The 14,355-nt window shown below is 49.1% G+C and carries 14 protein-coding genes; 5 read left to right on the top strand and 9 right to left on the bottom strand.

The window, feature by feature from the left end; all coding sequences use genetic code 11:
* From BLU47_RS06345 to BLU47_RS06380, 8 genes are all read right to left on the bottom strand, one after another.
* Positions 1 to 1,257 (bottom strand): ABC transporter permease, encoded by a 1,257-nt coding sequence (locus BLU47_RS06345; protein ID WP_091959994.1) that lies wholly within the window; start codon positions 1,255 to 1,257, stop codon positions 1 to 3.
* Positions 1,258 to 1,261: 4 nt separating this feature from the next.
* Positions 1,262 to 2,518 carry an ABC transporter permease gene (locus BLU47_RS06350; RefSeq protein WP_091959997.1) on the bottom strand — a complete coding sequence of 419 codons (1,257 nt, stop codon included), beginning with the start codon at positions 2,516 to 2,518 and terminating at the stop codon, positions 1,262 to 1,264.
* Complete coding sequence (locus BLU47_RS06355) at positions 2,515 to 3,180, bottom strand: ABC transporter ATP-binding protein (RefSeq protein WP_091960000.1); 666 nt, start codon at positions 3,178 to 3,180, stop codon at positions 2,515 to 2,517. Before BLU47_RS06355 ends, BLU47_RS06350 begins: the two co-directional genes overlap by 4 nt.
* A 7-nt stretch (positions 3,181 to 3,187) precedes the next feature.
* Positions 3,188 to 3,547 carry a GntR family transcriptional regulator gene (locus BLU47_RS06360; protein WP_091960003.1) on the bottom strand — a complete coding sequence of 120 codons (360 nt, stop codon included), beginning with the start codon at positions 3,545 to 3,547 and terminating at the stop codon, positions 3,188 to 3,190.
* Positions 3,528 to 4,415: a hypothetical protein gene (locus tag BLU47_RS06365; protein WP_143025491.1), complete on the bottom strand. Its 888-nt coding sequence runs from the start codon at positions 4,413 to 4,415 to the stop codon at positions 3,528 to 3,530. The genes BLU47_RS06360 and BLU47_RS06365 overlap by 20 nt, the downstream gene beginning before the upstream one ends.
* Before the next feature lie 4 nt (positions 4,416 to 4,419).
* Positions 4,420 to 5,199 (bottom strand): hypothetical protein, encoded by a 780-nt coding sequence (locus BLU47_RS06370; RefSeq protein WP_091960008.1) that lies wholly within the window; start codon positions 5,197 to 5,199, stop codon positions 4,420 to 4,422.
* Positions 5,200 to 5,228: 29 nt separating this feature from the next.
* A complete protein-coding gene (locus BLU47_RS06375) occupies positions 5,229 to 6,044 on the bottom strand; it encodes an ABC transporter ATP-binding protein (protein ID WP_091960009.1) in 816 nt (271 codons plus the stop codon).
* A 410-nt stretch (positions 6,045 to 6,454) separates the two neighbouring features.
* Positions 6,455 to 7,342 carry an NAD kinase gene (locus tag BLU47_RS06380; RefSeq protein WP_091960012.1) on the bottom strand — a complete coding sequence of 296 codons (888 nt, stop codon included), beginning with the start codon at positions 7,340 to 7,342 and terminating at the stop codon, positions 6,455 to 6,457.
* Between the two features lie 173 nt (positions 7,343 to 7,515).
* On the opposite strand from BLU47_RS06380, the gene BLU47_RS06385 reads away from it, so the two are divergent.
* From BLU47_RS06385 to BLU47_RS06410, 5 genes are all read left to right on the top strand, one after another.
* Positions 7,516 to 8,229: a pyridoxine 5'-phosphate synthase gene (locus BLU47_RS06385; RefSeq protein WP_091960014.1), complete on the top strand. Its 714-nt coding sequence runs from the start codon at positions 7,516 to 7,518 to the stop codon at positions 8,227 to 8,229.
* A gap of 6 nt (positions 8,230 to 8,235) precedes the next feature.
* Positions 8,236 to 8,802, top strand: a complete 567-nt coding sequence (locus BLU47_RS06390) for a DJ-1 family glyoxalase III (RefSeq protein ID WP_091960017.1) — start codon at positions 8,236 to 8,238, stop codon at positions 8,800 to 8,802.
* A 528-nt stretch (positions 8,803 to 9,330) separates the two neighbouring features.
* On the top strand, positions 9,331 to 10,026 hold the full coding sequence (locus BLU47_RS06400) for a 2-C-methyl-D-erythritol 4-phosphate cytidylyltransferase (protein WP_091960022.1): 696 nt from the start codon (positions 9,331 to 9,333) through the stop codon (positions 10,024 to 10,026).
* Positions 10,023 to 12,125: an ATP-dependent DNA helicase RecG gene (gene recG / locus BLU47_RS06405; RefSeq protein ID WP_091960025.1), complete on the top strand. Its 2,103-nt coding sequence runs from the start codon at positions 10,023 to 10,025 to the stop codon at positions 12,123 to 12,125. Before BLU47_RS06400 ends, recG begins: the two co-directional genes overlap by 4 nt.
* A 158-nt stretch (positions 12,126 to 12,283) precedes the next feature.
* Positions 12,284 to 13,225 (top strand): M23 family metallopeptidase, encoded by a 942-nt coding sequence (locus tag BLU47_RS06410; RefSeq protein WP_091960028.1) that lies wholly within the window; start codon positions 12,284 to 12,286, stop codon positions 13,223 to 13,225.
* Between the two features lie 63 nt (positions 13,226 to 13,288).
* On the opposite strand, the gene BLU47_RS06415 is transcribed toward BLU47_RS06410, so the two are convergent.
* The gene (locus tag BLU47_RS06415) at positions 13,289 to 14,347 is read right to left on the bottom strand and encodes a M23 family metallopeptidase (protein ID WP_091960032.1); all 1,059 of its coding nucleotides are present in this window, start codon (positions 14,345 to 14,347) and stop codon (positions 13,289 to 13,291) included.
* Between the last annotated feature and the right edge of the window lie 8 nt (positions 14,348 to 14,355).

Consider the following 14,355-nt stretch of genomic DNA (forward strand, 5'->3'; position numbering starts at 1 on the left):
TTATTCATCACGCATCGCATCTACAGGTTTGATGCTCATTGCCCTTGCCGCAGGAGCAAGTCCTGCCAACACACCCATTGCCGACACCATAAGGGCAGCAAAGAGTGCCGTCCAGAAACCTACCTGGAAATGTGCCGTAAGAATGCCATCTTCCGTATTAGCAAGTTCCAGCATCTGCAGGATCAAGACACCAAAGAGAATGCCACTCATACCTGCCACCAGCGTAAGTACAATACTTTCCGAGATAATCTGTGAAAGTATCATCTTGGGAGTGGCTCCAATGGCTCGGCGGATACCTATCTCTGTAGTGCGCTCGCGCACCGTTACCATCATGATGTTGGAAACACCGATGGCACCCGCAAGCAGGGTTCCAAGTCCGACCAACCAAATCAGGAAGTTGACTCCCTTGAAGAGATTATCCAACATCTGGAAGAGCACCTCAGTATTAAAGACCATTGCGCCCTGTTCATCAGTAGGGTCGAGGTAATGTGCACGGGCGATAGTCTCACGGATTCTTGGCGCAATCTTACTCATCACCACACCTGGACGTCCCGTGACAGCAATCAAATCAACCTGATTACCACGATTAAGCGTCTGTTGTACAAGTGTCAATGGCAAGGTTACTTTCTCCTCGGCTCGTCCGTTGAAGTTCATACCTCCGCTAGCATTATAGTCGACACCTACCACCTCGTAATAGGTAGAGTCAATACGGATACGCTTGCCACAGGGGTCGCCACCATCCTTAAACAGGTCCTTATAAATTTTCTTACCCAACACACAGACCTTACGGCGCTCACTCAGGTCCATATCGTTGATATAGCGACCATAATACATCTTGGGCGACACGATATTCGCATAGTCAGGAGTAACTCCCTGAATGCGCGGCTGTGACGACAGGTCACCGTAGTAGGCCGTATGAGAACGTCCCCATCCGCCAAACAGCACGGGGGCAATCTCATCTAATTCCGGAACCCGCTGGCGCAATCGTTCAATGTCCTTATAGTCCATCTCCCACCAGCGTCCTTTACGGAATCCCTTATAAGGCTTAGTGGTCTGCTGTGCCCATATCATGGCGGTGTTCTGGGCAAAGCCTTCGAAGTTGCGTTCCAGCATCTCCTTCAGTCCCTGTCCGCCACCCATCAGTGCCACCAGCATGAACACACCCCAGAACACGCCGAAGCCTGTGAGCAACGAACGCGACTTATTGCGCGTCAGCGTGTCAAGGATTTCCCGATAAGTATCTAAATCTATTCTCATAGTCTTACTCTGCTCTTAATGCCTCTATGGGGCGGATTCTACTTGCTTTGAAGGCAGGAATCAGTCCTGCTATCGTACCGGCAACAACCATCACCATCGTAGCTTCGATGCATACATCTATTCCTACGGTAGGATTGACAAACATCGTAGCCTTGAATAATCCAGTATCGATGGTGTCGTGACCCAGTGTTGCATCCATATATTCGTTAGCCATCACACCCAGCACCATTCCGATATAGCCGAAGAAGGTGGTGATGATGACACTCTCAACGATGATGAGTTTCAGAATGCTCCAAGGCTTGGCACCGATGGCTTTGCGGATGCCGAACTCATGGGTGCGCTCCTTGACGGTGATCAGCATGATGTTCGAAACACCCACGATACCACTCAGCAAGGTGAACAAGCCCACAATCCACAGAGCCGTGCGGATAATGCCGATACCCGTCTGCATTTGCAGATTGTCTGAGTAGCGGTTCCAGAGCCACACGCTCCGTTCATCCTCAGGATGTGCCTGGTGGTTGGCATTGATTCTGCGTCGGTAGTCTTTCTCAAAGTCCTCGTTAGCCTTCTCGGAAGTCAGTCCGTGGAAGGTGAACTCAATAGAACCGGCATCATCTGTATTGGCACCAAAAATGCCCTTGATGGCAGAGTAGGAAGAGAAGGCTTCCGACTGTCCATTCTCATCATCCTTGTAGATGCCCACCACCTTGAAAGCGAAGTTGTTGACCTTCACATACTTTCCCAACAGCGTCTTATAGTCCTTGGGAGCCAGTTCCTTGGCCTGTTTATTACTAAGCACCAACACCTTGCGTTTCTCCTTCTGGTCTATGTCGTTGATGAATCGTCCGTGGAGCATCTCCATCTTGTCAATCTTGGTATGGTTAGGATAAACACCCGTAATCTGCGTACTCATATACTCCTGTCCGTTGGCGATGGTGGCCGACACGTCGTAGGAGGCTCCAACTTCATCGATGTTATCTCTGAACTCCTGGTCTGTTGTCTCAATGTCACGCGTCTGCAGACGGATGCGTCGCCCTTCCTTCAAACCCTGATAGGCTTTCGACGTGCGACCACCAAAGACCACCATCGAGTTAGAGAGGAAACGCTCCGACTGATTCAACTGTGCATTGATCAGTCCGTTGCCAGCTCCCAGCAATACGACGAGCATGAAGATGCCCCATGCTACAGCAAAGCCTGTCAGCGCGGTGCGCAACTTATTGCGTTTGGCCGTCTGTGCTATTTCCTTCAGTAGTTCAATCATGGCTGCTCTATCAGTCCGTCCTTGATGCGGATAACACGATTAGTCTGGGCTCCGACATTAGGATCGTGGGTCACGATAATCTGGGTTATTTTCTCCTCTGCATTCAACTTCTTCAACAGCTCCATCACCTCGATGGACGTCTTCGAGTCGAGGGCACCCGTAGGTTCGTCGGCCAGAATAATCTGAGGCTTGGTAATCAGGGCGCGAGCTATAGCCACACGCTGTCGCTGACCACCCGAGAGCTCGTTGGGATAGTGCTCTGCCCAATCCAGGAGTCCTAAGCGTTCCAGATATTCCAGAGCAAGGGTGTGCCGCTTCTTGCGCGACACCCCTTGATAGAAGAGTGGCAACTCAACATTTTCTACTGCAGTCTTGAATGAAATCAAGTTAAACGACTGGAAGATAAAGCCTATCATGCGGTTACGATACTCGGCAGCCTTCGTCTCGCTGAGGTTCCAGATGGGTGTTCCGGCAAGCTCGTAGCTCCCCGAGTCGTAGTTGTCGAGGATGCCCAGGATGTTCAGAAGTGTCGACTTGCCTGAACCGGATGCACCCATAATTGAGACGAATTCGCCCCTCTCGATGTCGAGGGTGATGCCCTTCAGCACGTGTAGTGGTTGGGCACCTTGATAGGTCTTGTGAATGTCTTTTAAGTGTATCATATAGCTGTTAGACGTCAAAATGATCCAAAAGGTTGCGTATCTCCACCTTTTTTATGCCTAAAAGTTTCATTTGCCGAAACAATTCCGGCAACTTGTTGTCCATGAAGTCACGACGGCGCTCGTCGAGGATCTGCTCCTTAGCACCTGGTGATACGAAGTAGCCCAAGCCGCGCTTATTATAGATAATGTTCGCGCGAGCCAGTTCGTCGTAAGCCTTGACGGCGGTGTTGGTGTTCACCTCCAGCAGTACGGCATACTCTCGGACACTGGGAATGCGGTCGTCGTCCTTGTACTTGTCGGCAAGGATCTCATCGCAGAGGCGGTCCGCTATCTGGATGTATATCGCTTTATCGTTTGAGAATATCATAATTAGTCCATTTGTTGGTTATCAGTTGGAAGTTCTTGAAGATATGGAACGAAGCCCAATAGTTGAAGACAGCGAGCAGGGGAAGCAGGACGGCGAGGATATAGGCCGGGATGCCAACCTCGCCAGACACGTATTTGCCATCTTCCCAATTAGATGTAAACATAGAGAGTTCGAAATATTGCATCGTCTTTCCAAAAATCACCCAGAACAAGATGAACACCAGACAAGATATGACGAACGAATATTTGCGGAACAAGGTTCCTCCGATAATCAGAAGTGAATGTGTCCACACGGCAATGGCAGCAAGCACGACGATATTCATCACCAGATAGAACCAGTTGCAGGAATCAGCCTCCAGTATATGAGGCGTCAGATTATCCATCATCTCGGGGATGGCCGACGACCACCAGTAATAGTATTCCGTTGGATTGCCTATATACGAAACCTTCGCCTCTGTGTAGGGTCCACTGATCCAGAACCACACCATGCGAAGACTGTCGCCCAAGACGAAAGCCAGGAAGACGCCCAGCACACAGATGACAGAGGTGTAGGTCATCAGGGCAAGGAACTTCTCGAGATTGCTTGCCGGAAGCATGAGGAAAGCCTCACGCTTGCGCTTCTCGTTCACACCCGACACGATGGTACTGACCAGGATGAGCGACACCAATGCAAAGAGGGCAGCACCTATCTGTCCGTAATAGTGCAGCATGGTGAGAGGACTGTAAATATCACCCATTCTCAGCAGTATCATTTCAGCCATAAACACACCCACGACGGAGGCTGCTATAGCAAAGAGCATTCGGCGCTGATTGACGCTAAGCACCCAACGGAGCATCTTTCCAAATCTATTGAAACTAAACGTATTCATATCCTTACCAATTAATGAATTTACCAATGACCTGTTGACGGCAGAAGAGCTTATAAGACAACCAGAAGTTCAGAGCTGTCCAGCAGAGGGCCACGAGGTCGGTGATGATTATATCTGTAGTGGTTGCTTCCGCTACAGACACCTGTGTGTTAGGAATGATACTCAGCAGGACGATGACGATGGTGGTCGGTACCCAGTTGAACTTACGGGTGCGGAAGAAGGTGGCTCCCAGGGCGTAGAGCGAATGGAACCAGATGGCGAGCAACAACACGGAATTCAGGAACGTATGGCGCAGATGGCTGTGTACTTCCAGTTGGAACAAACGACTGAGACTGTCCACCAGCGTAGAGGTGACGAAGGTGACGTGCTCATGACCCACCATCAGATTAACCACATACTGCAACACGTCGGCTCCCAAGAACGCTACCAGATAAAGGGGCAACAGGAGTATCCACGAGGCATAGCGCATCAGGTATTTCTCGAAATTGGAGGCAGGCAGCATCATCAGGTTTTGCATATCATGCTTGCCCTCCATGCTATAGAACATAAACGACGAGCCCACCACGCAGGTGACTCCAAACAGGATCATCACAGCAATGGAGCTGGTCTCATAGGCATTGATACTGCTACGCACCGACTCCCGGCTCATCACATAGGTGAAGAACAGGAATAGGAACACAAAGACGGCAAAGACCTGCAAGAAGCTCTTGATGAGGTACTTCTTGTCGTTGACCAGCGACCACTTTGCCAGTTTTCCGAATCTGTGTATATCAAACTGTATCATAACAATTCGTATTCGTATAGTTCGTAGTGCTAAATCTTACCTTCGTTGACAGCATTGAACAGCAGTTCCAGGTTGACCTGCGTCTCAGCATCACCGGCCTTGCGGGGCGCTACGACGGCATTGCCCTGCAACGAGGGTTCGGCATAGAGGGCATCATCCATCTCAGCGGGGGTGCGATATTCGAAGGTATATTTCTCCTGAATCTCGGCTACCGAGGCGTTGAGCAACAGCTTCTGGGGCGAGAGGATGAGGATATGGTCCAACAACGACTCCACATCGTGCACCTGATGGGTGGAGATGATGAGCGTTCGGTCTTCCGTCATATGTTGGGCAATGACCTTGCGGAACTGGCTCTTCGAGGGAATGTCAAGTCCGTTGGTGGGCTCGTCCATCAGCAAGAGCTTGGTATTCGTAGCAAGTGCAAACGACATGAACACCTTCTTCTTCTGACCCATCGAGAGGGCATTCAGCTTCAGGTCGGTGGAGAGTTCAAAATCCTGCAGACAACCTTCCAACACCTCCATACTGAACTGGGGATAGAACGGACGGTTAATCTTGACATACTCGCTGAGCGACATCGCAGGCAGGTCGAACTCCTCGGGCACGATGAATATCTCACTCAACATCTCCGGTTTTCTCAACTTGGTTTCAACACCATCGAAACACACACTGCCCTTCTTGGGGCGAAGCAGACCACTGATGAGATAGAGCAGCGTCGACTTGCCCGTACCGTTCTTGCCTAACAATCCATAGATATTGTTCTGCTTCAACTCCAGGCTGAAATCATCGAATACCTGGTCTTTCTGACCAGCATACTTAAAACAGATGTTCTTTACTTCTATCATAATGCTAACGTTTAAAATTCATCGTGTATCGGTGTACTACTTTAATAGTACACTGCAAAAGTAGGATAAATATCCGTTCCCTCCAAATTTTTTCGGCATTATTTTTCGTTTTAACGCATATTTAACATTTCCACCTTATATATTAAATCCATAAAAGGAGCCTGTGGGGTGACAGACGGGCATCCAAGTGTTATCTAACAACCCCTTATCGCATTTCCTTTTGCCTAGAATATCTTTTTCAATTGCAAGCTTTGGTATGTATATTGCAGGCTTTGGTATGTACATTTCAGGCTTTGCAATGTAGATTTCAGGCTTTGCAATATAAGATTCCCGGTATAGTAAGGAGAAAAAATACCTATATGCAAGCGTCAGAACTCATGATATAGGTAAAGAATATAGGTATGAAAACGTTATTTACGCTGGTCAGCACCCCACATCATCTTCTCGCGCAAAGTGTGGAAATAGCGGGTTCCCGCACGCTTGATAACCTTCACGCGATAAGGAGCCTTGCGAAGCGTCAGGCGCGTAGACTCAGGCAAATTCTCAGAGCGTCCGTCGAGAGCTACTAGGAAGTTATGCGTACGACTCTCTACCGTCAGGTTGATTTCCGAATCTTCCGAAACAACAATAGGGCGCACGTTGAGCGAGTGAGGAGCCACAGCAGTCAGCGAGAAGACATGGGTGCCAGGAACGATGATGGGGCCACCGTTGGAAAGGGAATAGGCCGTCGAACCTGTCGGAGTGCTAAGTATCAGTCCGTCAGCTTGATAGGTCGTCAGATAGTCTCCATTAATCGTGGTATGAATCGAAATCATCGAAGCATTGTCGCGCTTCAGAATAGCCACATCGTTCAGAGCACAATCGTAGCCTTGCAAAGGTTTTCCATCCGTCTCCACACGAATGACAGAACGGGTATCCACCGTGTAGTCGCCTTCGTACAAGGCACTGATGGTCCGCTCTATCTCTTGTGCGTTAACATCAGCCAGGAAACCCAATCGGCCCATATTGATGCCCAGGATGGGAACCTGACGACTACCTACCTTACTGGCAGCACGGAGGAATGTTCCATCGCCTCCCATCGAAATGACGAAATCGGCCTCAAGATGCTTTTCGTCAAGCACCTGTACATCACCTACAGGCAATTGCTGTCGTGCTGTCAAAAAAGTATAGAACTCGCGCTCAATGAACACCTCGGCGTGTCTTGCTGCAAGACAAGTCAACAGGGTTTGAATGGAAGCCGACTTCTTCGGCTGATACACATTGCCAAAGACGGCGAAACGAAGTTTTCGTGAGGCCATAAGCATCAATTTTTGCTGCAAAGGTACGATTAAGTGAGAACAAAACAAAGAATATTTATTCTTTTTTTGTCGAGCGAGCGTACTTTCGCTGAATTTTATTCAGCAAAGGTAGCAAGAAAAAAGAAAAAAATCGTATCTTTGCAGCAAGAAAACTAATCAAATCGTGTAAGAAAATGACGAAACTAAGTGTAAACATCAATAAAATTGCCACTTTACGCAATGCCAGAGGGGGCAACAATCCGGATGTACTCAAAGTCGCTTTCGACGCAGAACAGTTTGGCGCTCAAGGCATTACCGTTCATCCAAGACCTGACGAGCGTCACATCCGCTACCAAGATGTGCGCGACCTCCGTCCTCGTATCCAGACGGAGTTCAACATTGAGGGCAATCCTATCGACTCATTCACAGAACTGGTGCTGGAAGTTATTCCCACGCAGGTAACACTGGTTCCTGACGGAAACGACCAGCTGACCTCCAACCACGGTTGGGACACCATAGAGAACCGTTCGTTCCTGACGGATATCTGCAAGACATTCAAAGCTGCAGGCATCCGTACGAGTATCTTTGTCGACGCCGACCCCAAAATGGTGGAAGGTGCCAAAGTGTGTGGAGCCGACCGTGTAGAGCTCTATACGGAGCCCTATGCCTCTGGTTATCAAGCCAATCGAGAGCATGCTATCGCTCCTTTCATTGCTGCTGCCGACGAGGCTCGTCGCGTAGGTCTGGGACTGAATGCAGGTCACGACCTGTCACTCGTGAACCTGGCCTACTATCATCAGATGATTCCCTGGACAGATGAAGTATCCATAGGTCACGCGCTTATCTGCGACGCGCTTTATTTGGGCTTGCAGGAAACTATCAAGCAATATCTTGAACAATTAAAATAAACGACTATGGCAAAAAAGGTATATGTATTCTTAGCTGACGGCTTTGAGGATGTTGAAGCCCTGATTCCCATCGACGTCCTGCGTCGTGGTGGTGTTGACGTAACTACGGTAAGCATCAGCGATTTCCCGTTGGTTCGGTCTGCTCACGGAGTAAATATCGAGGCTGACATCATGTTTGAACAAGGCGACTTCTCGGATGCCGACCTATTGTTCCTGCCTGGCGGTATGCCGGGTGCGTCAAACCTGTTTGACCACAAGGGTGTCTGCAAGGCTATCGTCGACCAGCATATGGCAGGCAAGAAAGTGGCAGCCATCTGTGCTTCACCTGCTGTAGTACTCGCTCCGTTAGGTATTTTGGAGGGCAAGAAAGCCACTTGTTACCCTGGCTTCGAACAAGCATTGGAAGATGCAACATACACGGGTGAACTGTTCACGGTGGACGGGAACGTCACTACGGGTGAAGGCCCTGCAGCTGCTTTCCCCTTTGCCTATGAGTTGCTGGCTCAGTTGGCTGACAAGAAGACCGCTGACCAGATTGCCGAGGGTATGCGATTCAAACACCTGATGGCCTGATTTTAGAAAGGAGCACTCAATGAATAAGATAGTCATTACTATTGTTTTGCTATTCATCACATTCTTCACCGAGTGTGTAGCCCAGCCACACGAAGGACGGCGAACATACTCTATGACTGAACTGAAACGAAACAAATGGGTAAACCTTGAATTTCACGAAGGTCACCAGTATTCAAAAGAGGTCGTTTCTTATACTGACACAGAAGAAATCAGTGTACGCACTTTTCAAGATCGTAAGGGGGAGACAAAGTCATATACTGTTAGATCTCCATACTATTTGGCAAACGGGAAAGTAAGCAGATTTGACAAGTCGAAGGTTGGGAAAGTTAAACGAGGGACTTACATCATCCACGGGAACCATATGCACCCTGACGTGTGTGTCCCCCGAGAGATTATCCAGCTGAACGAAAAAGAACTATCCCTTTACTGGTGCACACCACCAGGAACCATCGGCGGTTGCGATACAGTGACCTGGACGAATGAGAAGTGGCTCAATACTGCACCAACATCTTTTAGACGAGTAAAGAAATGACAGACTATGTAATTATAGTTGCAGGCGGCAAGGGGCTGCGCATGGGGAGCGACATCCCCAAGCAGTTCCTGCCCGTTGGTGGCAAGCCAGTGCTGATGCGGACACTTGAAAGGTTCCGCGAGTACTCCCCTACCCTGCAGATTATCCTCGTGTTGCCCAAAGCACAACAGGACTACTGGCGGCAGCTCTGTCAGCAATACCAGTTTCCCCTCCCCGTTGAGGAAGGGGTCAGGGGAGGGTCTTACCTCCTGGCCGATGGTGGTGAGACGCGCTTCCACTCTGTTCAGAATGGCTTAGCCCTGATTCCAGATGATGCCGAGGGCGTCGTAGGTGTACACGATGGCGTGCGCCCCTTTCCCAGCATCGAGGTTATCCGCAACTGCTACGAGACGGCACGCGAGAAGAAGGCCGTCATCCCCGTTATTCCCGTCGTGGAAACGGTTCGTCAGCTGGAAGGCGCGACCTCCTTTACCGTTCCTCGTGATGACTACCGCTTGGTACAAACCCCGCAATGCTTCGACATCCAACTGCTCAAGGCCGCCAACCGCCAGCCCTATAACGACGGCTTTACCGATGACGCCTCTGTGGTCGAAGCTTACGGCTTCGACATCACCCTCGTCGAAGGCAACCGCGAAAACATCAAGATCACCACACCTTACGACCTGAAGATAGCGGAAGCACTGATAGCATGACAGACATCCTGCAACAAGACATACAATACCTGCCTGGGGTTGGGCCTCAGCGCAAGAAGATGCTGGGCGAGGAGCTGGGCATCATGACGTATGGCGACCTACTGCAGAACTATCCCTACAAGCACGTTGACCGCAGTCGTCTCTACAGTATCCGCGAGCTGACGGGCGATATGCCTTTCGTGCAGGTCAAGGGCCATATCCTGAGTTTCGAGACGTTTAAGATGAGTGCCCGCAAGGAGCGTGTTGTAGCCCACTTCACGGACGGAAGTGGTAAGGTGATGGACCTCACGTGGTTTAACGGAGGGAAATACGCCAAGCAAAACTACACCATCGGCAAGGAATATATTATCTTCGGACGGCCCAATGTCTACAACGGACGTATCAATGTGACACATCCCGACATTGACCTTGCCGACAAGCTGGAACTATCGGCTATGGGTATGCAACCCTATTACAACACAACGGAGAAAATGAAGAAGGCGGGCCTCAACAGTCGCGCCATAGAACGTCTTGTCAAGACGCTCCTCGAGGTATTGAAAGAACCGCTGCCCGAGACTTTACCCGACTTCATCACCCAAAAGTTGTACCTCGTGTCACGCGACGAGGCTCTACGTAAGATTCACTATCCTCAGAACACCAAAGAACTTGAAAGAGCGCGTGTCCGTCTGAAATTCGAGGAACTCTTCTACGTTCAACTGAACATATTAAGATATGCCAGCGACCAAAGGCGCAAATACAGAGGATATGTCTTCTCCAAAGTCGGCGACCATTTCAATGATTTCTACCATAACAACCTGCCATTCTCACTGACGGAAGCCCAGAAACGCGTCATCCGTGAGATCCGCAAGGATATGGGTAGCGGACGACAGATGAACCGACTGCTTCAAGGCGACGTAGGCTCGGGTAAGACATTGGTAGCGTTGATGTCCATGCTCATTGCTTTGGACAACGGCTACCAAGCCTGTATCATGGCACCTACGGAAATCCTGGCAGAACAACACTTGCAGACTATCATGGATTTCTTGAAGGGGATGGATATCCGCGTTGCACTCTTGACTGGTATTGTAAAAGGAAAGAAGCGACAGGAAATCCTCGACGGCCTGCTGGATGGTACTGTACAGATACTAGTTGGCACCCATGCCGTCATTGAAGATACCGTACAGTTTGCCCACTTAGGAATGGTGGTTGTAGACGAACAGCATCGTTTCGGGGTAGCCCAAAGGGCAAAGTTATGGAGCAAGAGCCAGAATCCGCCACACGTACTGGTAATGACGGCGACTCCCATTCCCCGGACCCTGGCAATGACACTCTATGGCGACTTGGACGTAAGCGTTATTGACGAACTGCCTCCTGGTCGCAAACCTATTGTGACGCAACACGTTTTCGACCGTTCTTTGCCTTCATTGTACGACAGTATCCGCAACCAGATTCACCAAGGTCGTCAGGTATATATCGTATTCCCACTTATCGAGGAAAGCGAGAAAATTGACCTCAAAAACCTGGAAGAGGGTTACGAGGTACTGAAGCAAGTTTTCCCCGAATTCCACCTCAGTAAAGTCCACGGTAAAATGAAACCTGCCGACAAGGAAGCCGAGATGCAGAAGTTCGTCAGTGGAGAGACTCAGATTCTGGTAGCTACAACGGTGATTGAGGTGGGTGTCAACGTGCCTAATGCCTCCGTCATGGTTATCCTTGAAGCACAGCGCTTCGGACTCTCCCAACTCCACCAGCTCAGGGGACGCGTAGGACGAGGTGCCGACCAGTCATACTGCATTTTGGTGACAGGCTACAAACTGGCAGAGGACACCAAAAAGCGGATTGATATCATGTGCGAGACCAACGATGGATTCCGCATAGCAGAAGCTGACTTGAAACTGCGAGGTCCTGGCGACCTGGAAGGTACCCAACAAAGCGGAATGGCGTTCGATTTGAAAATAGCAGACATAGCCCGTGATGGACAACTCGTACAGATAGCTCGCGATGAGGCACAAGCCATCATTGATGACGATCCCACCTGTGAGAGTCCGCGCTACGATCTGCTATGGAAACACTTGCGAGAACTTCGGAAAACGAACATCAACTGGGGTGTAATTTCATAAATAAAAGTGTTAAATTACACATAAAGAGTGTTAACCGCATATGTTTTCGGAAAATATTTATTACCTTTGCAACGTTCTTTTTCCTTGAAAGAACTGACTACATAATCTTGCACCGCAAGTTCATAGAACCTAATAAGTAATAGAACTAAAGACAATTTATGATTCAGAAAATTAAGACTTTTGCATTGCTGGCTATGATTTCGATGAGTTCACTCCCGATGATGGGACAAGACTTGTTGGCACACCAGGCTCCAGTAGACCGCAGAATGAAAGCTGTTGATAGCGTAGCATTGCAAAGACTCATTGATTTTGATAACCTCGAAAATCCATCTGCCGACCTTTACGAAGATTGGGACAACATGCATGCTCACAGTCATGTAACAGTGTTGCCAGACTCTTTCCGTATCTCGCTGAAAAATTTCTGTATGCCAACCACTAGCCGAGTGCTGACTTCAAACTTTGGTGCACGCTGGGGACGCCAGCATAAGGGACTGGATATCAAAGTATACATCGGCGACACCATTCGTGCTGCGTTCGCAGGTAAAGTGCGTGTCGTACGCTATGAAGGCAGAGGATATGGAAAATATGTCGTCATTCGCCACGACAATGGTTTGGAGACATATTATGCTCACATGTCCAAGCAATTGGTAGTGGAAGACCAGGAGGTGCGTGCCGGAGACCCCATCGGACTTGGTGGAAACACCGGACGCAGTACAGGTTCTCACCTGCATTTTGAGACGCGTCTTTGCGGTGTAGCCCTCAATCCCGCACTTATGTTTGACTTCCGCAATCAGGATGTCGTTGACGACTATTATGTCTTCCATAAGTCCTCCTACCAGCGTGAGTCAGCAGTGGCCAATCGCCTCCGTGGCGTAAGCGGTATGAGTTTTGGCAACGACCTTGACGAGGATGTTGAATTGGCAACAGCAGCACCAGAGGCTTCCTATGTACAAGAGAGCCGTTTCCACAAGGTGAAGCGTGGAGAAACACTCTATTCCATCGCTCATAAGCGCGGCACAACAGTTGACGCCATTATGAAGCTAAACCATCTGAAGAAGAACTCCAAGCTGAGACCAGGTCAGATTCTGAAATTCAATTAAGCAAAACGATAACAAAAAACCGGGGCTGTTCACAGAGCAGCCCCGGTTTTTGTTTTATTAATTCTATCGCTTTACAACATAACCATTTCGAGTCTTATGGAAGGCCTTCTCACGGATGGTGTGCTTCTGATGATCGAAATATCGGGAGGGGTCATAAGCCTTACCGTTGATGCGGGTCTCGAAATGTAAATGCTCTGTTGTAGCACGACCTGTTCGCCCCGTCAAGGCTATCACATCACCAGCCTTCACCTTGTCACCCACCTTTACCAAATTCTTAGAATTATGACTATAATAAGTCTCTAAGCCATTACCATGCAATATGCGAATCAAGTTGCCATAGCCAGCATATTTGGCAGAAAAGACGACTTCTCCATCAAAGGCAGCACGGATCTCATCATTAGGTTTGGTTTTCAAATCAACTCCTGAATGGGAACGCCCTCCACGTCGTCCATAGCCACTGATGACCTTGGCACCTGCCAGCGGATAACACCACCATTGACTGGCGGCGGTATTGCTCTCCTCCAAACGAGGTCCGCGCAGCACACTGATTTTCACCTTCCAAGAAGAAGTCTTCTCATAAAGCAGGGTCTGTTTACGAAGGCGGTGACTCTCCAGACTGATGATGGTTTCCGGATTAATACGGCTACCGTTTACCATGATGGCGAAGTCACAATAGTAACGGCCATTACTACCTCCTACTATGGCAATAGTCTGACCAGCCTTCACATGGTCACCTGACTTGACAAGATTCTCAGCATTATTACCATAAACCGTTTCCAACCCATTGTCATGACGAACAACAATGACATTGCCAAAAGAAGAAATGCTCTTAGACAGACGCACCACACCACCGAACATTGCCTTAACAGCATCCCCCTTCGTGGTTTCTATCTCTACATTATTATCCGTACCCATCTTAGCCTTACCAACGGGCAACGGAAACGAATAATCCTTGTCTCGCATAGCTCCGAAATCGACCGTGAAAGCCTCATATTGCTCAAAAAGCGTTGGGTCTTGTATGCTTATCTGTTGTTGTTCTAGAGCCGTGAACTTCGTTTGTGCACACGCTGACAACGTCAGAGTCAGAACCATAGAAAGAAAGAGATGGCGTCGTTTCATCATATCATTCG

Source organism: Prevotella sp. tc2-28 (genome assembly GCF_900107705.1).
In the GTDB taxonomy this organism is placed as follows: domain Bacteria; phylum Bacteroidota; class Bacteroidia; order Bacteroidales; family Bacteroidaceae; genus Prevotella.